The organism is Polaromonas sp. CG_9.7 (genome assembly GCF_015752205.1).
Taxonomy (GTDB): domain Bacteria; phylum Pseudomonadota; class Gammaproteobacteria; order Burkholderiales; family Burkholderiaceae_C; genus Polaromonas.
This window is the reverse complement of record NZ_JADOVG010000006.1, coordinates 134,030-157,914: the sequence shown is the minus strand read 5'-3', so window position 1 is coordinate 157,914 and position 23,885 is coordinate 134,030. Positions and strand designations below refer to the sequence as shown.

At 59.6% G+C, this 23,885-nt stretch carries 23 protein-coding genes and 1 tRNA gene; 15 read left to right on the top strand and 9 right to left on the bottom strand.

Annotation, left to right across the window (positions count from 1 at the left end; genetic code table 11):
* Positions 1-35: 35 nt before the first annotated feature.
* Positions 36-257, bottom strand: a complete 222-nt coding sequence (locus IWX87_RS08365) for a hypothetical protein (RefSeq protein ID WP_196863068.1) — start codon at positions 255-257, stop codon at positions 36-38.
* A gap of 195 nt (positions 258-452) precedes the next feature.
* On the opposite strand from IWX87_RS08365, the gene IWX87_RS08360 reads away from it, so the two are divergent.
* Positions 453-887, top strand: coding sequence for a DUF1841 family protein (locus IWX87_RS08360; protein ID WP_196863067.1), 435 nt, complete (start codon positions 453-455; stop codon positions 885-887).
* Positions 888-976: 89 nt separating this feature from the next.
* On the opposite strand, the gene IWX87_RS08355 is transcribed toward IWX87_RS08360, so the two are convergent.
* Positions 977-1,654: a cytochrome c gene (locus tag IWX87_RS08355; RefSeq protein WP_196863066.1), complete on the bottom strand. Its 678-nt coding sequence runs from the start codon at positions 1,652-1,654 to the stop codon at positions 977-979.
* Positions 1,655-1,787: 133 nt separating this feature from the next.
* Between IWX87_RS08355 and IWX87_RS08350 the strand changes: the two genes are divergently transcribed.
* The 8 genes from IWX87_RS08350 to IWX87_RS08315 all read left to right on the top strand — a co-directional run bounded on the left by IWX87_RS08350 (position 1,788) and on the right by IWX87_RS08315 (position 11,411).
* Positions 1,788-2,630: a MoxR family ATPase gene (locus tag IWX87_RS08350; RefSeq protein ID WP_196863065.1), complete on the top strand. Its 843-nt coding sequence runs from the start codon at positions 1,788-1,790 to the stop codon at positions 2,628-2,630.
* A 16-nt stretch (positions 2,631-2,646) separates the two neighbouring features.
* Positions 2,647-2,880 carry a hypothetical protein gene (locus IWX87_RS08345; protein ID WP_196863064.1) on the top strand — a complete coding sequence of 78 codons (234 nt, stop codon included), beginning with the start codon at positions 2,647-2,649 and terminating at the stop codon, positions 2,878-2,880.
* A gap of 104 nt (positions 2,881-2,984) precedes the next feature.
* Positions 2,985-3,584: a GNAT family N-acetyltransferase gene (locus tag IWX87_RS08340; protein ID WP_196863063.1), complete on the top strand. Its 600-nt coding sequence runs from the start codon at positions 2,985-2,987 to the stop codon at positions 3,582-3,584.
* A 14-nt stretch (positions 3,585-3,598) separates the two neighbouring features.
* Positions 3,599-4,822, top strand: coding sequence for a VWA domain-containing protein (locus IWX87_RS08335; RefSeq protein WP_196863062.1), 1,224 nt, complete (start codon positions 3,599-3,601; stop codon positions 4,820-4,822).
* Between the two features lie 155 nt (positions 4,823-4,977).
* Positions 4,978-6,846: an autotransporter assembly complex family protein gene (locus tag IWX87_RS08330; protein ID WP_280757348.1), complete on the top strand. Its 1,869-nt coding sequence runs from the start codon at positions 4,978-4,980 to the stop codon at positions 6,844-6,846.
* A gap of 98 nt (positions 6,847-6,944) precedes the next feature.
* Positions 6,945-10,922 carry a translocation/assembly module TamB domain-containing protein gene (locus IWX87_RS08325; protein WP_231374679.1) on the top strand — a complete coding sequence of 1,326 codons (3,978 nt, stop codon included), beginning with the start codon at positions 6,945-6,947 and terminating at the stop codon, positions 10,920-10,922.
* A 76-nt stretch (positions 10,923-10,998) separates the two neighbouring features.
* Positions 10,999-11,073: transfer RNA gene (locus tag IWX87_RS08320), tRNA-Arg, on the top strand.
* A 107-nt stretch (positions 11,074-11,180) separates the two neighbouring features.
* Positions 11,181-11,411 carry a hypothetical protein gene (locus tag IWX87_RS08315; RefSeq protein WP_196863060.1) on the top strand — a complete coding sequence of 77 codons (231 nt, stop codon included), beginning with the start codon at positions 11,181-11,183 and terminating at the stop codon, positions 11,409-11,411.
* Between the two features lie 211 nt (positions 11,412-11,622).
* On the opposite strand, the gene IWX87_RS08310 is transcribed toward IWX87_RS08315, so the two are convergent.
* Entirely contained in the window at positions 11,623-12,606 is a 984-nt protein-coding gene (locus IWX87_RS08310) for a polyprenyl synthetase family protein (protein ID WP_196863059.1), read from the bottom strand.
* Positions 12,607-12,772: 166 nt separating this feature from the next.
* Between IWX87_RS08310 and rplU the strand changes: the two genes are divergently transcribed.
* The 4 genes from rplU to proB all read left to right on the top strand — a co-directional run bounded on the left by rplU (position 12,773) and on the right by proB (position 15,800).
* Entirely contained in the window at positions 12,773-13,084 is a 312-nt protein-coding gene (gene rplU, locus IWX87_RS08305; RefSeq protein WP_011800165.1) for a 50S ribosomal protein L21, read from the top strand.
* A 27-nt stretch (positions 13,085-13,111) separates the two neighbouring features.
* On the top strand, positions 13,112-13,369 hold the full coding sequence (gene rpmA, locus IWX87_RS08300; RefSeq protein WP_036805995.1) for a 50S ribosomal protein L27: 258 nt from the start codon (positions 13,112-13,114) through the stop codon (positions 13,367-13,369).
* Positions 13,370-13,468: 99 nt separating this feature from the next.
* A complete protein-coding gene (gene cgtA / locus IWX87_RS08295; RefSeq protein ID WP_196863058.1) occupies positions 13,469-14,563 on the top strand; it encodes an Obg family GTPase CgtA in 1,095 nt (364 codons plus the stop codon).
* A gap of 100 nt (positions 14,564-14,663) precedes the next feature.
* Entirely contained in the window at positions 14,664-15,800 is a 1,137-nt protein-coding gene (gene proB, locus IWX87_RS08290) for a glutamate 5-kinase (RefSeq protein ID WP_196863057.1), read from the top strand.
* A 41-nt stretch (positions 15,801-15,841) separates the two neighbouring features.
* Here proB and IWX87_RS08285 read toward each other — a convergent pair whose 3' ends face one another.
* Positions 15,842-16,354, bottom strand: coding sequence for a CNP1-like family protein (locus IWX87_RS08285; RefSeq protein ID WP_196863056.1), 513 nt, complete (start codon positions 16,352-16,354; stop codon positions 15,842-15,844).
* On the bottom strand, positions 16,351-17,058 hold the full coding sequence (locus tag IWX87_RS08280; RefSeq protein ID WP_196863118.1) for an RNA pyrophosphohydrolase: 708 nt from the start codon (positions 17,056-17,058) through the stop codon (positions 16,351-16,353). Before IWX87_RS08280 ends, IWX87_RS08285 begins: the two co-directional genes overlap by 4 nt.
* A 103-nt stretch (positions 17,059-17,161) precedes the next feature.
* Here IWX87_RS08280 and IWX87_RS08275 point away from each other — a divergent pair, with 103 nt between their 5' ends.
* Entirely contained in the window at positions 17,162-18,904 is a 1,743-nt protein-coding gene (locus tag IWX87_RS08275; RefSeq protein ID WP_196863055.1) for a proline--tRNA ligase, read from the top strand.
* A 27-nt stretch (positions 18,905-18,931) separates the two neighbouring features.
* Positions 18,932-19,597, top strand: coding sequence for a lytic transglycosylase domain-containing protein (locus IWX87_RS08270; protein ID WP_196863054.1), 666 nt, complete (start codon positions 18,932-18,934; stop codon positions 19,595-19,597).
* Between the two features lie 21 nt (positions 19,598-19,618).
* Here the strand turns inward: IWX87_RS08270 and IWX87_RS08265 are convergent, their stop codons facing one another.
* The 4 genes from IWX87_RS08265 to argJ all read right to left on the bottom strand — a co-directional run bounded on the left by IWX87_RS08265 (position 19,619) and on the right by argJ (position 23,872).
* Positions 19,619-20,959 carry a hemolysin family protein gene (locus IWX87_RS08265; protein ID WP_196863053.1) on the bottom strand — a complete coding sequence of 447 codons (1,341 nt, stop codon included), beginning with the start codon at positions 20,957-20,959 and terminating at the stop codon, positions 19,619-19,621.
* Between the two features lie 313 nt (positions 20,960-21,272).
* Positions 21,273-21,704 (bottom strand): NUDIX domain-containing protein, encoded by a 432-nt coding sequence (locus IWX87_RS08260; protein ID WP_196863117.1) that lies wholly within the window; start codon positions 21,702-21,704, stop codon positions 21,273-21,275.
* 26 nt (positions 21,705-21,730) lie between these two features.
* Positions 21,731-22,612: an ATP-binding protein gene (locus IWX87_RS08255; protein WP_196863052.1), complete on the bottom strand. Its 882-nt coding sequence runs from the start codon at positions 22,610-22,612 to the stop codon at positions 21,731-21,733.
* Between the two features lie 18 nt (positions 22,613-22,630).
* Positions 22,631-23,872 carry a bifunctional glutamate N-acetyltransferase/amino-acid acetyltransferase ArgJ gene (gene argJ / locus IWX87_RS08250; RefSeq protein WP_196863051.1) on the bottom strand — a complete coding sequence of 414 codons (1,242 nt, stop codon included), beginning with the start codon at positions 23,870-23,872 and terminating at the stop codon, positions 22,631-22,633.
* Between the last annotated feature and the right edge of the window lie 13 nt (positions 23,873-23,885).

Here is a 23,885-nt window from a genome sequence, read left to right as displayed (position 1 = left end):
GGGAGCGCAAGCCCGTTTGAAAAAGGAAACCTGACTCAGGATTTACGCGACCCCATCACCAGGACAACGGCACCCAGGACGATGGCGCCAAGGCTGAGCCACTGGGGAATGTTGACGGCTTTCTTTTCGGTGACGGTCAGTTCCATGGTACCGATTTTTGCAGCGGTCGTGTCCTGACTGAAACTGAAACCACCGGTAAAAAATCCGGCCAAACCGGCCACGATCAAAATAATGCCTGCAATGCGTGCTGCGTTCATCGAAATTTCCTTGCCGGGCTTGTGGTTCTTTAGGCGGTACCGCCCCGGAACTGCGCCACCCTTCGAGTAATGTAAGGACTTGCACTGAATTTGTCTGTAGGACGTTACCAGCGGTAAATTTCCAATGGACCGGTAACTTCAGCGCAGGAAAAACCCGCAAATTCACGGAAAAAGACCCCGTGATACGCTACGGCCATGTTTACGCCCTCCCAAGCCGATGTTCGCCGGTTTTTTTGCTCTGTTTATGCCAAATCGTTGACTGTTCAACCACTGGAAGCTATCGAAACCATAGCAAGTCAATGGATGGACGAGCATCCCGAATACCACGCGGACTTCAAGGACGCAGACGCAGCGCTGGAAAAAACGTATGACGTGGAAGGCGGCAAAACCAATCCCTTCCTGCATTTGTCGATGCACCTTTCGATCAGCGAGCAATGCTCCATTGACCAGCCCCGCGGCATTCGACAGGCGGTCGAGCTGCTGACAGCCCGGCGCGATTCCCTGCATGCAGCGCACCATGAAACCATGGAATGTCTGGGCAGCATGGTTTGGGAAAGCCAGCGTTCAGGCCGTCCGCCCGATGGCGCCGCCTATATCGAGTGTGTCCAGCGACACGCCACGCGAGACTGATTACGGGCAGGCCATTGCCGGTTTGCCACACACCCATAAAAAAAGCCGCTTGTTCAGCGGCTTTTTAACGTACTGGCGGGTTCGCCAAATCAGCGAAAACGGCTCTCGGGAACCACTTTCAGGTCACCTGGCACAGAGGACAGGTAGCTGGCCATGGCCTTGAGTTCGGCATTGGTGTACTGCTTGGCCATGACACCCATGATGGGATGGGCGCGGCCAACCTTGGCGTTGGGATTGGTGCCGTTGTCTGACTTGTAGGCCTTCAGCGCCACGTACAAATAGTCGGCATGCTGGCCAGCAATCTTGGGGTAGGAAGGATCGATGGGCTTGTTGAAATTGGCGCCGTGGCAGGAGGCGCAATTGGCCTTGTTCAGCAACGCCTGAACTTCTGCGCCGGCCTCTTTGGCGGGCTTGTCAGGCAACTGGGCATCGGCTACCAGGCCATGCACACTGTAATAGGCTGACAGGTCGGCAATGTCCTGGTCCGTCAGGGTGGCAGTAATGGCGCGCATGGTGGGGTGCTTGCGGCTGCCTTTTTTGTACTCATACAGCGCAGAAGAGAGATAGGCGGCACTCTGGCCCGAGATCATGGGCACTTTGTAAACCTCGGGAAAGGAGGCCTGATAGCCCTTGATACCGTGGCAACCAATGCACATCGCGTTCTTGGTTTGGCCGGCGTTGGCATCGCCCTTGATGTCCTGGGCAAAGCTCGCGACCGTCACTGAAGAGAGGGCCAAGGCAATTATCGAGGTGAACAGCTTATTCATTTTGCGCGCACAATCCGGTGAAAAGTCATCGTTTAAACAACGGTGGATTATATCTGGGCCTGTCTGCATCCAGACCGTTGCCGATAATCTCACCGAACACCCCATCCATGTCAATACGTTCATCGCAAAACCCATGAAATTTCAAGGCTCAAAAAACTACGTCGCCACGCCCGACCTGATGCTCGCGGTGAATGCCGCATCGACGCTGACCCGGCCACTGCTGGTGAAAGGCGAGCCGGGCACTGGCAAGACCATGCTGGCCGAGGAAGTGGCCCAGGCCCTGAACCTTCCGCTGCTCCAGTGGCACATCAAGTCCACCACCAAGGCACAGCAGGGCCTGTATGAATACGACGCTGTGTCTCGCCTGCGCGATTCGCAACTCGGCGACGAAAAGGTCAAGGACATCCACAACTACATTGTCAAGGGTGTGCTGTGGCAGGCGTTTACCGCCGACGAGCCGGTGGCCCTGCTGATTGATGAAATCGACAAAGCCGACATCGAGTTCCCGAACGACCTTTTGCGCGAAATCGACCGCATGGAGTTTTACGTCTATGAAACGCGCGAGCTGATCAAGGCCAAACACCGGCCGCTGGTGTTCATCACGTCGAACAATGAAAAGGAATTGCCGGACGCTTTTTTGCGCCGTTGCTTTTTTCACTACATCAAGTTCCCCGATGCCGACACCATGAAGCAAATCGTGGACGTGCACTTCCCGACGCTCAAGAAAGAACTGCTTGCCGCAGCGATGAAAACGTTTTACGACGTACGCAACCTGCCCGGCCTGAAAAAGAAACCGTCCACCAGCGAACTGCTCGACTGGCTCAAGTTGCTGGTGGCCGAAGACATTTCGCTTGAAGCGCTGCAAAGCACCGACCAGAAGGTTGCCGTGCCACCGCTGATCGGCGCACTGCTCAAAAATGAACAGGACGTGACTTTGTTTGAAAAGCTGGTGTTCATGCAGCGCAACAACCGTTAATCCCGAAAGCTACGGCATGAACCAGCGGTCGTTGTGGATAGAAGGCGTGTCAGATGCCATTGGTTTTCTGGGCGGCGCGCTGCTGGGTTTCTGGGCCGGTCATCTGCTGGGACTGGAGATCTTTGCGCCGGGCTACGGCAACCGCACCATTGGCGCCATCTTGCTGGTCGGGCTGGGCGGAGGTCTGGGTCTGCAGCTCGCGCGGCGCTGGCGTTGCACACTGGCAAGAAAACGCGATGAAAACCAGTGACCTCGTGAACATGACGTCCCCGCCCTGTTCATGGCAAGTCAGCCTTGTTCAATATCTGTCGGTTGGTGAGCAAAACAATCGCCTGGCAAAAGGATGCACACTGAATGCGATTCATTGAACCCATTACCCTGACAGGCCACGAGTGGGTGATCCTGGAGCCGCTGGAAAGCAGGCACGAGTCCGAACTGCTGGATGCAGCCAGGGACGGCGAACTCTGGAAGCTCTGGTACACCGCAATTGCCAGCCCTGACGCCGTGATCAACTACATGAACGACGCCCTGAAAATGCGCGATGCATCCGGCGCCATGCCGTTCGTCGTGCGCCGCAAGCCGGACGGGAAAATTGTCGGCGCCACCCGTTTCTTCAATGTCGACCCTAAAAATCGCCGGCTGGAAATTGGCCACACCTGGTACAGCAAAAGCGTTCAGCGCACCGGATTGAACACCGAGGCCAAGCTGCTTTTGCTGAAGCACGCATTTGAGAAACTGAACTGCATTGCGGTGGAATTCCGCACCCACTGGTTCAATTTCGACAGTCGGGCAGCCATTGCCCGACTGGGCGCCAAACAAGACGGCGTACTGCGCAACCACCAAATCTCGCCCAATGGCACGCTGCGCGACACGGTTGTGTTCAGCATCATTGCCAGTGAGTGGCCCACGGTCAAGGTGCACCTGTTGCATCAACTTGGCAAACCCCGCGACTGATTGTTAAATACACCATGCTGATCGATTTTTTCTACACCTTGCGTTCGGCCAAGCTGCCGGTTTCCGTCAAGGAATTCCTGATGCTGCTCGAAGCGTTGCAGGCCGGCGTGGTCGGTCCCAACAGCGGCCAGGCTGACGGCCTCGATGGCGACATCAGCGAAGGCGCTTACAAGATTGACGACTTCTATTACCTGAGCCGCACGGTCCTGGTGAAGGACGAAAAACACTACGACAAGTTTGATCGCGCCTTTGCCAGCTATTTCAAGGGCGTGGAAATGGTGGCCGACTTCACCAAGGACATTCCGCTCGAATGGCTGCGCAAGAACCTGGAGCTCGAACTCAGCCCCGAGGACAAGGCGAAGATTGAAAAAATGGGTTGGGACGAGCTGATGGAAACGTTGAAAAAGCGTTTTGAAGAGCAAAAAGAGCGCCACGAGGGCGGCAGCAAATGGATTGGCACCGGCGGCACCTCTCCCTTTGGCGCCAACGGCTTCAACCCGCAAGGCATTCGCATCGGCCAGGAAAAAAGCCGAAACCGCAGCGCGGTCAAGGTGTGGGACCAGCGCGCCTACAAGGATTACGACGACACGCAGGAACTCGGCACGCGCAATATCAAGGTTGCTTTGCGTCGACTGCGCAAGTTCGCCCGACAGGGCAACCAGGAAGAGCTGGACCTGGACGACACCATCCGCTCGACCGCCGCCAATGCGGGCTGGCTCGACATCAAGATGGTGCCCGAGCGCCACAACAACGTGAAGGTGCTGCTGCTGATGGACGTGGGCGGCACCATGGACGACCACATCCACCGTGTTGAAGAAATGTTTTCCGCTGTCAAGGCCGAGTTCAAGCACCTGGAGTTCTATTACTTCCACAACTGCGTGTATGACTTCATGTGGAAGAACAACCGCCGCCGTTTTGCCGAGAAGTTTCCGACCTGGGACATCATCCGCAAGTACAACAAGGACTACAAACTGATCTTTGTCGGCGATGCGACCATGAGTCCCTACGAAATCCTGCAGGCGGGCGGCAGCGTCGAATACAACAACGAGGAAGCCGGCGCCGAATGGCTGCAGCGGCTCACCAACGCGTTTCCAAAATTTGCCTGGATCAACCCCGAGCCGCAGGGCATCTGGCAATACCGCCAGAGCATCAGCGTGATCCAGCAGCTGATGGGCCAGCGCATGTATCCCCTGACCCTGAAAGGGCTTGAAGAAGCCATTCGGCTGCTTTCGAAATAATGTCAAAGTAAACTGGCGCCGTGATTCACAACAGTACCCACTGCCTGCGGACAGCCTTTGGTACATTTCCAACCTCTGCCCGTTCTGCGCTCTCCTCTTTTGCACTGACAGCGTTGTTTATCGTTTCGGCGGCCAATGCACAAACGGCCGCGTCTGTGGCTCCGCCAGCAGATCCGTCGATATCGTCTATTTCCACACCCCCTTCCAGCGTCCAGCAAACAGCACCCGCGCCTGAACCTCCGCCCGAACAAGTCGAACCCGAAAATACACCGCAAGGCGCTGTCGGCCCGACCAGCGCCGAGCCCGAAGTGACTGCTTTTGACATAGTGGTTCGCGCGCCGTCAGAAGTTCGTGAAATGCTCGAAAAGCACCTTGAACTGCAGCGCTACCGCGCCGTCACCGATCTGGACGCTGCCGAGTTGGCGCGCCTGATCGTGCTGGCCGAACGCAATGTGCGCAATCTGGTGGGCACGTTGGGCTACTTCAGCCCCGAAATCCGCATCACGCGCGAAGGCAGTGCTGATGAGCGAGCCGTCATCGTGGTCGCAGTCGAGCCGGGTCAAGCCACGACCATCGGCCCGGTGGCCATAACCTTTGCCGGTGAGATTGCCGAATCATCTGACGCCGACGCGATGGCGCAACGCACTGAAATTCAGCGCGACTGGCGCTTGCCAACAGGCCAGTCTTTCACCCAGGACGCCTGGAGCAGCGCCAAGACCCAGGCTTTACGTCAGCTGGTCGCCCGCCGCTATCCAGCGGGCAAGTTAGCGGGAAGCCTGGCCGACGTGGACGCTCCGAGCCACACGGCCAGTTTGCGGGTGGATCTGGATTCCGGCCCGCTGTACCGGTTGGGCCCGATGCAGGTCAGCGGCGTCGAGCGTTTCGCTCCGGTGCTGGTGCCCCGCCTGGCGCGGTTGAATGAGGGCGAGGTCTACGACCTGAACCGGCTGGTCCAGGCACAGTTGCGACTGGCGTCCAGTGGCTACTTTGACTCGGCCTATGTTTTCATCAATCCCGACAACGACCCGCTGGCGGTTCCCGTGCAAGTACAGGTGCGTGAAGCAAAGCTTCAAAAAATCATTCTTGGCGTTGGCGTGACCACCGACAGCGGGCCACGCGCCTCGGTGGAGCACACGCATCTCCGGGTACCCGGCACTGACTGGCGCGCTGTGACCAAGCTCCAGCTGGAGAAAAATTCGCCGTTTGTCCAGACCGAATGGACCTCCATTCCAGACGAAGCCAACTGGCGCTGGGGCGTCCTGGCGCGTGCCGAGCGGATCAATGACAACGAGTTGATCACTCAGGCGCAGCGCCTGCGATTTGGCCGATCGCAAGTTGGCGACCGGATTGACCGCAATATTTATCTTCAATACGACCGGGCCAACGTGCAAGGCGCGGGGCTTCTGGGCAATTCAGCGGCTGCTACCGGCGACGGCTCGGCACTGACGGCCAATTACGTCTGGACCGGTCGGTACTTTGACAGCCTGCCTTTTCCCAGCCGTGGCTATGCCTTGGGCGTTGAACTGGGAGCCGGCACCACATTGGGCCAGGACCGCCAGCCCTTTACCCGCACAGTCGGCCGCTGGCTGGGGATCAAGCCCCTGGAAAACGGCCGGATTGCGATGCGCGCCGAAGCCGGCGCAGTACTCGCCAAGGACACGGCGAATATTCCGGCCACCCAGCTGTTTCGCACCGGAGGCGACAACACGGTGCGGGGCTATGGCTACCGCGACATCGGCATTGCGCTGGCCAACGGCGTGATTGGTCCCGGCCGGTACCTGGCCATTGGCAGTGTCGAGTGGCAGCGTCCCATCACCCTTCGTGGCCAATCCAACGAATTCGAACACACGGTGTTCGTCGACGCCGGCGCAGTGGCTGACAAGCCGCAAGACCTGCGGCCGTCCTTCGGCGTCGGAACCGGCCTGCGATGGAAAAGCCCGATCGGTCCCCTGCAGATTGACCTGGCCTATGGCCTGAAGGTCAAGCAGGCACGCTTGCATATCAGCGTCGGCTTCGTTTTCTGATGGTTGCCCCCAATACTTCCCATAACCAGCCCGCTGTTGCTGCCAAGCCATCAAGGCCATGGCTGAAAGCGGCTGCATGGACAGCCGCCGGCCTTGTCATGCTGGCTGTTGGCACGACGGGCGGGCTGTGGTGGTGGGCTGGCACTGAAGGCTCGCTGGCCAAGGGTCTGCGCTGGGTCGGCCAGTCCCAGCCGCTGACCTTTGAATCGGCAACGGGCTCCTTGCGGTCTGGCGGGCATATCGACCAGTTGCGCTGGCAACAGGACGGCATCTCTGTCGATGCCCGCGACGTCAGCCTGGCCTGGCAGCCCTGGTCGCTGCTTCAGGGAACGCTCAAGCTCGACCGCTTTGCCGCTGCCAGCATTGACGTGACCGACGTGCGCCCCCCAAGTCCCACGCCGGCGGCACCGCCCAATGCTTTGGGCCTTCCCTTGCGGATTGCGCTCGACGAGTTCTCGGTGGGCCAGTTCAAGCTTGCAGGCAACACCGCATTCACCGCCTTCAAAATTGCAGGCGGTTATGTCTACACCGGGCTGGCGCATCAGCTTGACCTGAAAAGCGTGTCCATTGACAAGGGCCGCTACAGCGGACGTGCCGCATTGACAGCCACCAGCCCGCTGACACTCGATGCAAGTCTGTCAGGCACGCTCGATGCGGCCATCCCCAACGGCGCACTGTCCGTGCCGCTGGCATTCCAGGGGACCGTCAAGGGACCCCTGACCGAACTGCTGGTCAAGGCCGAACTGCAAGTCACCACGCCAGCCACCGGTGAACAAAAACCATCCGGGCAGCCCCAGGCGAGCGCGACTGCTCGCGTCATGCCTTGGGCGGCACAGCCCTTGCCGCAAGCCGATGCCACCTTCCGTGACCTGGATATCGCAGCCCTGCTTCCAGACATGCCGCAAACGCTGCTGACAGGCAGCGCCAGCGTCAGGCCGCTCGAAGCCAGCAGACCGGTTGACCCCGGCAAGCCATCTTCCGCCCTGCAGGCCTGGGCACTGCAGCTAAAACTTGTCAACGCACTGCCCGGCCCCTGGGACCAGAAGCGCCTGCCGCTGGAGCAACTCGACACCCAGGGCGAATGGCGCAATGGGGCTGCCATGGTGCGTAGCCTCAAGGCGCAACTTGCTGACGGTGAACTTCTGGCCAACGGCCAATGGACCCAGCTACCCCCCGTTGGCGAAAACGCTGCGGCAGTTCAGGCTATGTCCGACCCGACCTGGAAAGTCGATGCCACGCTCAAGGGCATTAACCCTGCCCAACTGCACACCCAGCTGGCGCCCCTGCCGCTGAACGGCAAAGCCGAAGCCAGCGGCCAAGGCGCCAACCTGCGTTTCGATGCCAGCGTACAAACCGTGTCCGGCACGAAAGCAGCCGGCAGCCGGCCAGCGCCCCGAACCCATTCCGGACAGAATAACTTTTTGCAGCAATTGCGCCTGCGCGATGCCAGCGCCACGGGAACCTGGGACGCACAGCAAGCGGGCGGCACATTGGCGCTTTCGGCGCTGCGGGTCCGCACCGACGATGCCGAATTGAAGGGCCAGCTCGAAGTCCAACCCACGGAAAAAGCCGGTCAGGGCGCACTGGACCTGACGGCGCCTGGCTTGAACGCCCGGTTCAAGGGCGCGTTGCGGCCCACCACTGGCGATGGCGAGTTGCAACTGCAGGCCGGCGACGCAGCGCAAGCCTTGCGCTGGCTGCAAAAACTTCCCGGCATGCCGGCTGCCGCGTTGAACGCCTCCGCCAGTGGCAACGCCGGACTTCAGGCACTCTGGCAAGGCGGCTGGCAGAACCCGGCAGTGCAGGCGACACTGCAAGTCCCGTCAATGGACTGGATCGCGGCCAGCCCCAAGGCCGTGAAAAAGGTAAAAGTCACACCAGTAACACCAGTAACACCAGTAACACTAGAAACGCCCACAGCGCCGGTTGCTGCTACCGCAACCCTGTTGAAAATCCGCGAACTTCGGGCCACGCTGTCAGGCCGCCTGAGCCAGGCGCAGCTGCAAGCGCAGGGCCGCGTTGAAATCGACCAGCGCCGCTATGCGCTGCAAATGGCAGGCGATGGCGGGCGCATGCAAACGGCGGGCAAAGCCAATGACGGGCTGAACGAGGCGCCTTGGCAAGCCGTGGTCAGACAATTGAGCCTGAGCGTGGAAGACCCCGCCTTGGGCGCTGGTGCCTGGCGACTGGCCACGCGCGGTCCGCTGCCCCTCAAGTGGACCCCCACGCGCAATGGCGGCGCTTTTGAAAGTGGCGCTGGCGAAGCCCTGTTGACGGCGCCATCTACCAATGTGTCAATCGCTGCGCCATCACAAGCCGCAATCTCATGGCAACCCGTGCGCTGGCGCTCGGGTGAACTCGTGACCGCTGGAAGAATAACCGGCCTGCCGATCACCTGGGTTGAATTGATCGCCGGTCCACAAATGAAAGATGCCGGGCTGGGCGGCAGCCTGGTGTTTGACGGTCAATGGGACGTCGTGCTTGGCAATACCCTGCAGCTCAAAGCCAGCTTGGCGCGCAGCAGCGGCGATATTACCGTGCAGGCCGAAGGTGTTCAAGGAAATTCGGCGCGCGTGGCAGCCGGCATCAGGCAAGCCCGGCTTTCGCTGGAAACCGCAGGCGACGCCTTGAGCCTTGCACTGGTCTGGGACAGCGAACGTGCCGGCACGGCCAGCGGCCAGTTCAGGACGCGGCTGACTCGCGCCGCTGAAGGACAAGAAGCCATCGGCGGATGGCTCTGGCCCGAAGATGCGCCATTGAGCGGCCAGTTCAAGGCGCAACTGCCGCGCATCGGCGTCTGGTCCTTGCTGGCGCCGCCTGGCTGGCGCCTGCGCGGCTCGCTGGGCGCGGCCGTCGCCATTAGCGGAACACGCGCAAACCCTCGCCTGGCAGGCGATTTGCAGGCCAATGACCTGTCATTGCGTTCAGTGGTCGATGGCATCGAGTTCGGCAATGGCCGCCTGCGCGCCCGGCTCGACGGCACCCGCATGCGCATCGACGAATTTACCCTTCAGGGCGCAGGCGAAAAAGGCACCGGTGGCAGTCTTGACGCCCAGGGCGAAGCGGGCTGGATAGACGGCAAGCCGCAGGTGCAGCTTGCCGCCAAATTGAAAAAGCTGCGCGCCAGCATCCGCACCGACCGTAAAGTGACGGTTTCGGGTGATATCCAGGCCAGCCTAAAGGGCAACGCGGCTGAACTCACTGGCAAGCTGCTCATCGATCAGGCGCGCATCCTCTTACCCGAAGAAGGCACGCCGCAACTGGGCGATGACGTGGTGGTGCGCACCGCCAGCGGTGCGGCAGCAGGGCAGAAGGCCCCCGAGAAAACCAGCGCCCAGACTGCCGACAAGGCGCCAAGGCCCCTCAAGCTGGCGGTCGAGATCGACCTGGGACGCGATTTCCAGATTCAGGGCAAGGGCATTGACACGCGAATTCAAGGCACGCTCACCCTCAGCGGCGACTCGCTGACCGGTCCGCGCCTGCTGGGCACGGTCAGGACCGCTGGCGGTAAATACCGCGCCTATGGTCAGCGGCTGGATGTCGAACAGGGCCTGATTCGTTTCACCGGAGCCATCGACAACCCGACGCTCGACATTTTGGCCATTCGTCCCAACCTCACCCAGCGTGTCGGCGTGCAAATCACCGGCACCGCCTTGCTGCCCAGTGTCCGCCTGTATGCGCAACCCGAATTGCCGGATGCTGAGAAGCTGTCGTGGCTGGTCGTGGGCCGGGCGTCGGCTTCGGGCGGCGCTGAAGCTGCCTTGCTCCAGCAGGCGGCACTTGCATTGCTGGGCAGCAAAGGCGGCGGCATGTCAGGCGGTCTGGCCGCGTCGCTGGGTCTGGACGAGCTGTCGTTCCGGGGCGCATCAAGCAATGCGGACGGCACGGCCTCCGGTGGCGCAATTACATTGGGCAAGCGCTTTTCGAACAATTTTTACGCAGCCTACGAACGCAGCATTTCTGGCGCCCTCGGAACGCTGTTTGTTTTCTACGACCTGTCGCAGCGCTTCACGATCCGCGCCCAGGCAGGCCAGCAAAGCGCGGTGGACCTGATTTTTACCATTCCCTACGACTGATTCAGCCGCCACCGGCATTTAAAAAAGGGCTGGTCAGCGCATACAATTGACGGCTATTTGCTTGTTGCCAAGATGTGCCGCCATAGTTCAACGGATAGAACGAGTGCCTCCTAAGCGCTAGATACAGGTTCGATTCCTGTTGGTGGCACCACCTGATCAAATCGAGCAGTGTCATACATTCTCACAACCCGCGTAGCTCATAACTACAGCGGGTTTTTTGTTGTATCAAACGGCATTTCAAGAGATACCAAAAACTGAATGAGTTCTGAAATTTTCCGGGCTGATTTCAATACTCTGAAACACGCGAAAAGTAAAAATTTCAGCGTTTTCAAGCGCAGGCGCCAGAATCTTGCTGCAGTCAAAATTTGGCATGAAGCTGGTGTAGCTTTCCTTGTTCAGTTGGCTATAGCCGGTGTTGCCTGTTGCGTTTCAAGCAATAGCGGAACGCGTTTTTCTGGCAATCTCACCATTCAAAAAATTCAGCACTAACGCTATTCTATTGATAGCTACCAACATATGAATGGTATGCGGAAAAGGCATTTTTAATGATAAAAATTATTTCCTGGTTATGGCGGATTCGCTCTGGACTCTGGAATCCTTTGATGAACACAGGCGGACGTCGAGAAGGTTTGAAGTTTCAATCTTGAGTCCCAGATGCGGCGCTTGCCCAAACCAAGCCGCACCCCGATTGGCGCCAATCCTAGGAACGCCTCACCAGCAATTGCGAAGCAAGTTGCTCCAGCGCATGACTGTAAGGATTTTTAGGCAAGGCTTGCAAAGCATCCAGCGCACGCAGCGCTTCTCCGGCAGCAGCGTCCCGGGTGGCCTGCAGGGCGCCGGTCTGCTGGACAATGGCAATGATTTCTGCCATCTGCCCGGTGCCGCCGGTTTCAATCGCCTGCCGGATGGTCAGGCGCTCGGCTTCGGTGCCGCGCTGCATGGCGATGATCAGGGGCAGCGTGACCTTGCCTTCGCGCAAGTCATCCCCCAGGTTCTTGCCCATTTCCAGCACGTCGCCGTCATAGTCCAGCACATCGTCAATCACCTGGAACGCCGTGCCCAGCGCCTGTCCGTACTCGGCGCAATGCTGCTCGACAGCGGCTGAAGAACGGGCCAGCAAGGCGGCCAGCCGGGCACTGGCTTCAAACAGCTTGGCGGTCTTGGAGCGGATGACGCGCAGATAACCCTCTTCGGTCAGGTCGGCATCATGCATGTTCATGAGCTGCAGCACCTCGCCTTCGGCAATCACGTTGGTGGCCTCTGCCAGCGTTTCCATGATGCGCATCTCGCCGACTTCCACCATCATCTGGAAGGCGCGCGAATACAGGAAGTCGCCGACCAGCACGCTTGCGGGGTTGCCAAATACCTCGTTGGCGGTGGAGCGGCCCCGGCGCAGCGTCGATTCATCGACGACATCGTCATGCAGCAAGGTGGCAGTGTGAATGAATTCCACCACGGCAGCCAGGTTCAGCCGTTGCGGGCCGTGGTAGCCCAATGCGCCGGACATCAGCAGGACCAGGGCTGGCCTCAGACGCTTGCCACCGGCGGCAATGATGTATTGCGACACCTGTGCGACCAGAGGCACATCGGATTCAAGCCGGCGGGCAATGATGGCATCCATGGCTTTCATGTCGTCGGCGATCAGGGCAAGCGCAGCAGCGGTACTGGAAGAATTGGCAGACAAAGATAAATCCCGACATTAAGTTTGGGCAGATTATAGAAAGCCAGACATGCCTTGCAGGCCATCAAACCGAAGCAGGACAGGTTTGACTGTACATTTTTTAAGCGCAATGCTAGAATCTTGGGCTCTGTGGAAATCCGTCCGCAGAACTCAATTTACGAGGGTTTACATGTACGCGGTCATAAAAACCGGCGGCAAACAATACAAAGTTGCTGCTGGAGAAAAAATTAAAGTAGAACAGATTGCTGCGGACGTAGGCCAAGAGATCGTTATTGACCAGGTATTGGCTGTCGGCGAAGGCAGTTCAATCAAGGTTGGTACGCCCTTGGTTTCCGGCGCAACTGTTACTGTCACGGTGCTGTCTCACGGCAGGCACGACAAGGTTCGCATTTTCAAAATGCGCCGTCGCAAGCACTATCAGAAACGCCAGGGTCACCGGCAGAACTTCACTGAACTGCAAATCGGCGCGATCGTCGGCTAATCAGTCCAGTACCAGGAGTAACGAAAAATGGCACAGAAAAAAGGCGGCGGCTCTACGCGAAACGGGCGTGATTCACAGCCCAAGATGCTTGGCGTCAAGAAATTTGGCGGCGAAGTAATCAACGCCGGCAGCATCATCGTGCGCCAGCGTGGTACCCAGTTCCACCCGGGCGTCAATGTCGGCATCGGCAAAGACCACACCCTGTATGCACTGGTGGACGGTCAAGTCTCCTTTTGCGTCAAGGGTTCGATGAACAAGCGCACTGTCAATGTGACCTCGGCGTAAGCCGATCACTTCGATGGCATCGAAGCCCCGACCAGTCGGGGCTTTTTTGTTTGTCAAACGCCCTCCTGATTTCCTTTCCTTCCTGCACACCACTCCATCATGAAATTTGTTGACGAAGCTTATATTGACATTGCCGCCGGCGATGGCGGGAGCGGCTGCGTCTCGTTCAGCCACGAAAAATACAAAGAATTCGGTGGTCCGAACGGGGGGGACGGCGGGCGCGGCGGCCATGTGTACGCAGTGGCGGACATCAACCTGAACACGCTGGTCGACTTCCGGTTTTCACGCCGGCACGAAGCGCGCAATGGCGGCCACGGCATGGGTTCGGACATGTTCGGAGCCAAGGGCGACGACATCATCTTAAAAATGCCGGTTGGCACCATCCTGACCGATGGCGAAACCGGCGAAGTTCTTTTCGAGTTGCTGGTGCCCGGCGAACAGATCCTGATCGCCAAGGGTGGCGACGGCGGTTTTGGCAACCTGCGCTTCAAAAGCTCGACGAATCGAGCGCCGCGCAGCAAGACGCCCGGCTGGCCCGGCGACCGCAAAAGCCTGAAGCTCGAACTCAAGGTGCTGGCCGATGTGGGCCTGCTGGGCATGCCGAATGCCGGCAAATCGACGTTCATCTCGGCGGTCTCGAATGCCCGACCGCGCATTGCCGATTACCCGTTCACCACGCTGCACCCGAATCTGGGCGTGGTCCGGGTCGGGCCTGAACAGAGTTTTGTCGTGGCTGACTTGCCCGGTTTGATTGAAGGTGCATCGGAGGGTGCGGGCTTGGGGCACCTGTTTTTACGGCACCTGCAGCGCACCCGCCTGCTGCTGCATATTGTCGATCTGGCGCCGTTTGATGAAAACGTCGATCCGGTGGCGCAGGCCAAGGCCATCGTCGGCGAGCTCAAGAAGTACGACGAGGCACTGCACAAAAAGCCGCGATGGCTTGTCCTCAACAAGCTCGACATGGTCGATGGCGACAAGCGTGTTGAAGTCGTCAAAGATTTTGTCAAGCGTTTCAAGTTCAAAGGCCCGGTTTTTGAAATTTCTGCGCTGACCCGCGAAGGCTGCGAGCAGCTTGTCAAGACGATTTACCAGCATGTCAAGAAAGTCCAGAAGAGCGAGCAGCCCGAGGAAGAAATCGATCCACGTTTCATCGAACTGCCGCCCGAGCCCAAAAGCCCGGCGTCCTCCGACTGATGACGGTTCACTCCCCTGCAACCGAAGCCTGTCGGTTGCTCTGTAAATAATAGCTGACTACGCGCACCCACCTTGCGCCAGAGCCTTGAAACACTGAAAAATGTACGATCCTTCAGGTTCTCCTGTTTTGCGCAACGCCCGGCGCATTGTGGTCAAGGTCGGTTCCAGCCTGGTGACCAACGAAGGCCGGGGACTGGATGCCGAGGCCATCGGCCAGTGGTCCGAGCAGCTGGCCGCCCTGGTCAAGGATGGACGCGAAGTCATCATGGTGAGCAGCGGCGCGATTGCCGAAGGCATGAAGCGGTTGGGCTGGCGCACACGTCCCAAAGCCATTCATGAACTGCAGGCGGCAGCCGCCGTGGGTCAGATGGGCCTGGTGCAGATGTATGAAACCAAGCTCCGCGAAAACGGCATCGGCAGCGCGCAGGTGCTGTTGACCCATGCCGATCTGGCCGACCGGGAGCGCTACCTCAATGCGCGATCCACCCTGCTGACGCTCCTGCAGCTTGGCGTGGTGCCAGTAATCAACGAGAACGACACGGTCGTCAATGACGAGATCAAGTTTGGCGACAATGACACCCTCGGTGCGCTGGTGGCCAACCTGGTCGAAGCCGATGCGTTGATCATCCTGACCGACCAGAAGGGCCTGTACACCGCCGATCCACGCAAAAACCCGGCAGCGCAATTCATTCATGAAGCCAAGGCCGGCGACACAGCGCTCGAAGCCATGGCGGGCGGCGCGGGTTCCAGCATTGGCCGCGGCGGCATGATCACCAAAATCCTGGCAGCCAAGCGTGCGGCGGGTTCTGGGGCCTCGACCGTGATTGCCTGGGGCCGTGAACCCCAAGCCTTGATTCGGCTGACCCGTGGCGAGGCGATTGGCACGCTGCTGGTGGCCCAGACCCAGAAAATGCAGGCGCGCAAGCAATGGATGGCGGATCATCTGCAATTGCGCGGTTCCGTCACGGTGGATATGGGCGCTGCCAGCATGGTGAAGATCAGCGGCAAGAGCCTGCTGCCCATCGGCATGACCGGGGTACAGGGTTATTTTTCACGCGGCGACGTGATTGCCATCAAGGACACAGATGGAATTGAAATTGCGCGCGGCCTGGCCAACTATTCCAGTTCGGAAGCCCGGCTGATTTGCCGCAAGGTTTCGTCGGAATTCGAACGATTGCTTGGCTACACAGGCGAATCCGAAATGGTCCATCGCACCAACCTGATCCTCAGCCGCTAGCCTGACGCAGGCATTGCCAGCAAAGGCTTGCGACCCTGGGCCTATGGCGTCACGCCGTAATTCGGGTTCTTCAACCGGTTCACCATTTCCCTGACGGACGTTGCCGGTGCTGCATTGTCACAAGCACCCGCCTTTGCCAGGCGCAAGGGATGTTTGAAGGGTGCATTGCCATACATAGAGCGCCATTCCGGAGTGCTGACCGGCGTCCACTTCCTGTCAGTCGAATAACGGGCATAGGTCTTGAACTCACCGGTGGCGCAGCGTATGCCTTCATACATCACGTTGCGCACCCCGCTGGCGCTGGTCGCCACCATCACATAACGCACCAGACCATCGCTTTGGGTGATGCTGATGGACGCAGGATCAACGCCGTACACCAGTGATGAATTGGGTGAAACATCCACACTGACCAGCTTGTCCACATCAAAAGCAGGCGGCGGCGGTGCATCGGACTCTTTCCATTCGGGTTCATCGACGTCAAATTGTGACCAGACCGGGGTGGTCAAACCAAGCAGCAAGATACTTGCAACTATTGAGACGGACTTGAATTTCATATTTTTTTCGAGGGTACATCCAGGCCATGACTGGTTTGTGGATCAGGCTCGAAAGTAGCGCCGGGTGGCAACTCGAAAGGAACTCCCGGACGACTGGCGCAAGCAGGAATTCCAACCCCGGCAAGGAACGACGCAGACTCCGCCGACTGGCCGGCCAGCAGGTCGCGCTGGTGCAGTCCGCCGCGCAAGAAGCGGTTGCGCTGCTCAGGACGCACATCAAAGCGGAATTCGCAGCGTGGCACGAACCGGGACAACTCGGTCAGCGCCATTTCGTAAACGCCACGCTTGAACTCGACCACCACATCAAGCGGCACCCAATAGTCGTTCCAGCGCCATGCATCGAACTCCGGATGGTTGGTGGCGCGCAGGTTCAGATCCCAGTCGTGACCGACCAGTTGGAGCAGAAACCAGATTTGTTTCTGGCCTTTGTAGTGTCCGCGCGCATCGCGCCGGATGAATCGGTCGGGCACCTCATAGCGCAACCAGTCTCGGGTACGGGCCAACACCTGAACGTGCTGTGGGTGCAGGCCAACCTCTTCATGCAACTCGCGAAACATGGCTTGTTCAGGGTTTTCGCCCCGATCAATGCCGCCTTGCGGAAATTGCCACGAGTGGGTACGGATGCGTTTGCCCCAAAATACCTGACTTCTCTGGTTGAGCAAGATGATGCCGACATTGGGCCGAAATCCGTCCCTGTCAAGCATAATCAAACCTCAAAATTTTTAAACTGAGTCCATTATGCACAGCGAAGGCGCACCCGCCAAGCGCCCGGCCGGACGACAGTCTCCAAACCCAGAAAAATAGCCCATGAAAGCCTCCCAGTTCTTCATTTCCACTCTCAAGGAAGCCCCGGCCGACGCAGAAATCGTCAGCCACCAGCTCATGATGCGCGCCGGCCTGATCAAGAAACTGGGCGCCGGCATCTACAACTACATGCCCATGGGACTGCGCGTGATCCGCAAGGTCGAAGCGATTGTCCGCGAGGAGATGAACCGGGCCGGCGCGATTGAAATGAGCATGCCGGTGGTGCAGCCCGGCGAACTCTGGCAGGAAACCGGCCGCTTTGAAAGCATGGGGCCTGAACTGCTGCGCATCAAGGACCGCCATGGCCGCGACTTCGTGGTGCAGCCAACCAGCGAGGAAGTCGTCACTGACGTGATGCGCCAGGACATCCGCAGCTACAAGCAGCTGCCCAAAAACCTCTACCAGATCCAGACCAAGTTCCGCGATGAGCGCCGTCCGCGTTTTGGCCTGATGCGTGGCCGTGAATTCATCATGAAGGATGCTTACAGCTTCGACCGCGACCCCCCCGCCGCGAAGGTCAGCTACCAGAACATGGCGCAGGCGTATCGCCGTATCTTTGACCGTTTCGGCCTGACCTACCGCGCCGTGGCCGCCGACAGCGGCGCCATCGGCGGCGACCTGAGTGAAGAGTTCCAGGTGATTGCCGCCACCGGCGAGGACGCAATCGTCTACTGCCCCACCAGCGACTACGCGGCCAACATGGAAAAAGCCGAGGCGCTGGCTCCTGCCGGCCCGTGCCAGCAGGCTTCGCAGCCGCTCACCAAAACGGCGACGCCGGGCAAAGCCACCTGCGCCGATGTGGCAGAGCTGCTTGGCATCCCGCTGGAAACGACCGTGAAGTCGCTGGTGTTGGCCACGGACCAGACCAACGAAGCTGGCGAAGTCGTCAAGGCACAGGTCTGGCTGCTGCTGCTGCGCGGCGACCACCAAATGAACGAAATCAAGGTCGGCAAGGTGGTCGGTCTGGCTGGTTTTCGCTTCGCCACACTGGCCGAGATTGACGAGCACTTTGGCTGCGAGCCGGGCTACCTCGGACCACTGAACCTGAAAAAGCCGGTCAAGCTGGTGGTGGACCGCGAAGTCGCCGTGCTGGCCGACTGGGTCTGCGGCGCCAATGAAGCCGATTTTCACATCACAGGCGTGAACTGGGGCCGTGACCTGCCCGAGCCCGACTTGGTCGCAGATATCCGCAACGTGGTCGCCGGCGACGCGTCGCCTGACGGCCAGGGCGTGCTGGCCATTGAGCGCGGCATCGAGGTCGGCCATGTGTTCTACCTCGGCACCAAGTACAGCAAAGCCATGAACGCCACCTTCCTGGGCGAGAACGGCAAGCCGCAATTCCTGGAAATGGGCTGCTACGGCATTGGCATCACCCGCCTGCCGGCAGCGGCCATCGAGCAGAACCATGACGAGCGCGGCATCATCTGGCCGGATGCGATTGCCCCTTTCACGCTGGTGATCTGCCCGATCAGCCCGGACCGTTTTCCTGACGTGAAAGCGGCTGCCGACAAACTGCATGCCGAATTGCTGGTCGCAGGCGTCGATGTAATGCTGGACGATCGCAACGAGCGGCCGGGCGCCATGTTTGCCGACTGGGAGTTGATTGGCGTGCCGCACCGCATCACGATTGGGGACCGGGGCCTGAAAGAAGGCCATATCGAATACCAGCACCGCCGCGACACGGCCGCCAGCAAGGTCGATGCGGCGAACGTGTTCGACTTTCTCAAAAACAAACTGGCGTTGTGAACGCTGGCAAATCGTGTTGATCCGCTTATGACTGTGCTCCTGTCGGCTACAAAAGCACCATTGACTTTTTCAAGGAGAAAATGGCTCTACCGCTTTTCTGGCGGTGGGTTATTGCTATTTTTTTCGAAGCACGCAAGTGCTGGAGGGCAGCTTGAGGAACCGCTGATCGACTCGGTGCGAACGGCATTGGGCTCGGCCATTGCCAACCATGCACCGCCGATTCCCGAATTCGGCAGCACCGAATCCAAGCTGGCGTATCTGCGCTGGCTGGGCACCATGAGCGAGCGCCTGAAACGCAAAATACCCGAACTGCAGATTCGCAGGGAATTTTTGCAAACGGTCTGGTACGAAAGCAGGCGCGCCGGGCTGGACGTGACGCTGGTGATGGGCCTGATCCAGGTCGAAAGCAATTTCCGCAAGTTCGCCGTCAGCAGCGTTGGCGCGCGCGGCTACATGCAGGTCATGCCGTTCTGGACGCGCGTGATTGGCGATGGCGACCCGGGCAAGCTGTTCCACATGCAGACCAACCTGCGCTTCGGCTGCGTGATTCTTCGCCATTACCTGGACCGGGAGCGCGGCGATCCTTTTCTGGGACTGGGCCGTTACAACGGCAGCCGGGGCCGGGCGCCCTACCCCGAAGCGGTATTTGCCGCGCAGCGCAGCTGGCTGCCAGAAGACCGCGCCATCGGCTGAAGCACTCAAGCTGCCAGCGCGTCACGTTGAAACCGCAATGGCATCCACAGTGGCCAAGGTCGTGCCGGAAGTGCCATCGGCCAGCCGCGACACCATCACCTGGTCAATGCGGTAGCTGTCAACGTCGAGCACCTCGAACTTGAAGCCGCCCCAGCTCACGCTGTCAGTTCGCCGGGGCACGCGGCGCAGCATCACCATCAAAAAACCGGCCAGGGTTTCGTAGTCTTCGGCATGCGGCAAATGGTCAAGCCCCAGGGTGCGCAGCACGTTCTCGATGGGCGTGACGCCGTCGATCAGCCAGGAATTCTCGTCGCGCCGCACGATCAGTTCTTCATCGAAGGGCGACACCAGGTCGCCCATGACCGTGCTCATCACGTCGTTGAGCGTGACCACGCCAACCAGCATGCTGTACTCGTTCACGATGACGGCAAAGTCTTCATGCACCTGCCTGAATTGTTCCAGCACTTCGGACAGCGTCAGCCGGTCGGGAACGACCAGCACCTTGCGCACCAGGGTGTCGTCGGCGAGCGAAATCGGCTGGCCGTTGAGCACGCGCTGAAACAAGTCCTTGGCATCGACGTAACCCACCACATGGTCGATATCGCCCTCGCACACCGGATAGGTCGAAAACGGCTCGGCAGCGATGCGCAGCCTGATCACCGAGTCATGGTCATCGCGCAGAAAAAAGGCAATCCGGTCACGCGGCGACATGGCGCTGCCCACCGTACGGGTGTCGAGTTCAAACACATTCGTGATCACCTGCTGCTCACGTGCCGCCAGCACGCCGGCCACCGCGCCGGCTTCCATCATGGCCAGAATATCGTCCGAGGTGATGCGGTCGTCGCGCAGCGAGGACAAGCCGAACAGGCGAAACAGCGCATCGGCCAAGCGGCTGTAAAACCAGACCATGGGGCGCATCAGCGTCATGCAAACCGTCATGGGCGGCGACACGCGAATGGCCAGAAGCTCGGGCATCGCCATGCCCAGGCGCTTCGGAAAAAGGTCGGCGAACAAAATGAACAGCGACGTGACGATGAGGAAGGAGCTGAGAAAACCAACGGTCTGCGCGGTTGGCACTGCCAGCCAGAGTTCGAAAAACGCGTTGAAATGCGGGCTTAACGCGCCTTCGCCCACAATGCCGCCCAAAATGGCCACGGCGTTCTGGCCAATCTGCACGACGGTGAAATAGTCGCCGGGTTGCTCCTGAATACGCAGCACGCGTTCGGCATCTGCATTGCCGTCGTCAGCCATCTGTCGCAAGCGCAGGCGACGCGAAGCCGCCAGGGAAATTTCCGCCACGGAAAAAAATGCACTGGCTGCAATCAGCAGGCCAATCACAAAAAGGCTTTGGTAGAGGGTCATGGAAAGCAATAAGCAAAGGCCGGCAGCACAAGCGCACCGGGAACTGAGTTTAGCTGTCCATGAAGAGGTGCGGGCACGCTTGAAGCCAGGGCGCGGTGCAGTCAAAGACGCGATGTGCCGGTTTGCACAAAGTGCAGGAAGCGTGGGACGGTTGCGCCATTGGTCACTGAGAGCTCAAGGGCGCAAGCTTACGGCTGCCACTGCACGATATTCCAGAAATCAAGCAGAGATTTGCTATCTAATTAATAGCTACTTGCGTATATCAGTTGTGCGCTAGACACCTATTTTATAAAAAATAGGTGTTTGCAGGGCATCACGGCGGCGCCTGAACGTCACGCTCCTGCGCAAACCACGCCAGAACCGGAACTGTTCCCGGTAGCACGGGCGAGACCTGTACCGGCAGGCACTGCCATGCGAACTGTTGGCCTTCGTGCATCTGCAACTCGCCCAGCCAGTCAAAAACCTTGCAGAAGTTCAGGCGGACCAGCGCATGCGGGTAATCGACCATCTCGATTTTCCAGGGGTGAACGGCGCCAATGGTGATGCCGATTTCTTCCTGCAACTCGCGGCGCAGCGCTTGCTCAACGCTTTCACCAGCCTCAAGCTTGCCGCCCGGAAATTCCCAATAGCCTTCATAAACCTTGCCGGGCGGGCGGGAGGTCAGCAGGAACTGTCCATCGGGCTGGATCAACACCCCCACCGCCACTTCGACCACCTTGCGCTCGGGACCGCCTTCACGGGGCATTGCCACATCCGCCACCAGTACGTCAGTCACCCAATCGTGGCCGCATGCTGGCCGGCGTAGTCGCGCGCAAACTGGTAGGCCACGCGCCCGCTGCGCGAGCCGCGTTCCAGCGCCCAGACCAGCGAAGCCGGGCGTGCCGCGGCAATGGCTTCAGCGCCCACGCCAAACGACGACAGCCACTGCGCCACGATGGTCAGGTATTCGTCCTGGCTGAAGGGGTAAAAACTGACCCACAGGCCAAAACGCTCGGAAAGGGAAATCTTTTCCTCCACGACCTCGCCGGGATGCACTTCGCCGTCCTCGGTGTGGGTGTAGGTCAGGTTCTCCATCATGTACTCGGGCAATAGATGGCGGCGGTTGCTGGTGGCATAGATCAGCACATTTGGCGTGGCTGCGGCAATAGAGCCGTCAAGAATGGACTTGAGTGCCTTGTAGCCCGGCTCGCCTTCTTCAAAGCTGAGGTCGTCACAAAAGACGATGAACTTCTCGGGCAGGCCGGACACCACGTCAACAATGTCGGGCAGATCGGTCAGGTCGGCCTTGTCCACCTCAATCAGCCGCAAGCCCAGAGCCGAATATTCATTCAGGCAAGCCTTGATCAAAGACGATTTTCCGGTTCCGCGCGAGCCTGTCAGCAAGACATTGTTGGCCGGCTTGCCGTTGACGAACTGCTCGGTATTGCGGCGGATCTTGTCTTTCTGGTCTTCGATTTCCTTTAAATCAGTCAACTGCAGCGTGCCCAGGTGCCGAACCGGTTCCAGCGAAGCATGGCCGGAACCGCGCTTGCGGTAGCGGTAGGCCACGGAGGCACTCCAGTCGGGCGCGCCCAGGGGTTGCGGCAAGACAGATTCGATGCGCGCCATCAGCGACTCGACACGCACCATCAGGCGTTCAAACTGTTCATTCATGCGCAATCACCTGATTGTTTAGCTGCGGTAATCCGCGTTGATCTTGACGTAGTCGTAGGACAGGTCACAGGTCCAGATCGTGTCGGCAGCCGCACCCCGGCCGAGCACGACACGCACGGCGATCTCGGCTTGCTTCATCACGCGCTGGCCATCGGCTTCGACGTAGTCCGCATGCCGGCCGCCATTTTTGGCCACCAGCACATCGTCCAGGTAGAGGTCGATGTGCGTCGGGTCCAGGTCGGCGATACCGGCATAGCCTACGGCGGCCAGAATGCGCCCCAGATTGGGATCGCTGGCAAAAAATGCCGTCTTGACCAGCGGCGAATGGGCGATGGCATAGCCCACCTGTCGGCATTCCTCGCCGGTCTTGCCGCCTTCGACCCGGACGGTGATGAACTTGGTCGCCCCTTCGCCGTCGCGCACGATGGCTTGCGCGAGCTGCTGCGCAATGCCCATCATGGCCGAACGCAAGGCCTGGCCGTCGGCACTTTCCAGCGACGTCACAGGCGCATGCACCGCCTGGTTGCTGGCAATCACCACGAAGGAGTCATTGGTCGAGGTATCGCCGTCAATCGTGATGCGGTTGAAAGAGGCTTCGGCCAGTTCACTGGCCAGTTGCGCCATCAAGCCTTGCGACACACAGGCATCGGTGGCCAGAAAACCCAGCATCGTCGCCATGTTCGGGCGAATCATGCCCGCACCCTTGCTGATACCGGTGATGGTGACCGTGGCGCCGCCCAGGTTGACACGGGTTGAAAACGCCTTGGGCACCGTGTCGGTGGTCATGATGGCTTCGGCGGCATTCGCCCAGTTGTCTGCTTTGGCATCAGCCAGCGCGGCAGGAATTCCGGCCGCAATCCGGTCATGCGGCAGGGGCTCCATGATGACGCCGGTTGAAAACGGCAGGATCTGCTCTGGCGACAGGTTCAGAGCGCGGGCCAGTTCAATGCAGGTGGACTGGGCGCGAACCAGACCGTCCTGGCCGGTCCCTGCGTTGGCGTTACCGGTGTTGATCAGCATGGCCCGGATGCCGTGGCTCCGGCCCGCCTGGGCGGCCAGATGCTGGCGGCAGATTTGCACCGGCGCGGCGCAAAACCGGTTTTGGGTAAACACCGCGCCGACCGAAGCGCCTTCATCGAGCAGCAGCACAGCCAGGTCCTTGCGATGGGCCTTGCGGATGCCGGCTTCGGCAATGCCCCAGCGCACACCCGGCACGGCATGGAGGTCAGCGGCGGGTGTGGCCATCAGGTTGACAGGCATGAGATTGACTCCG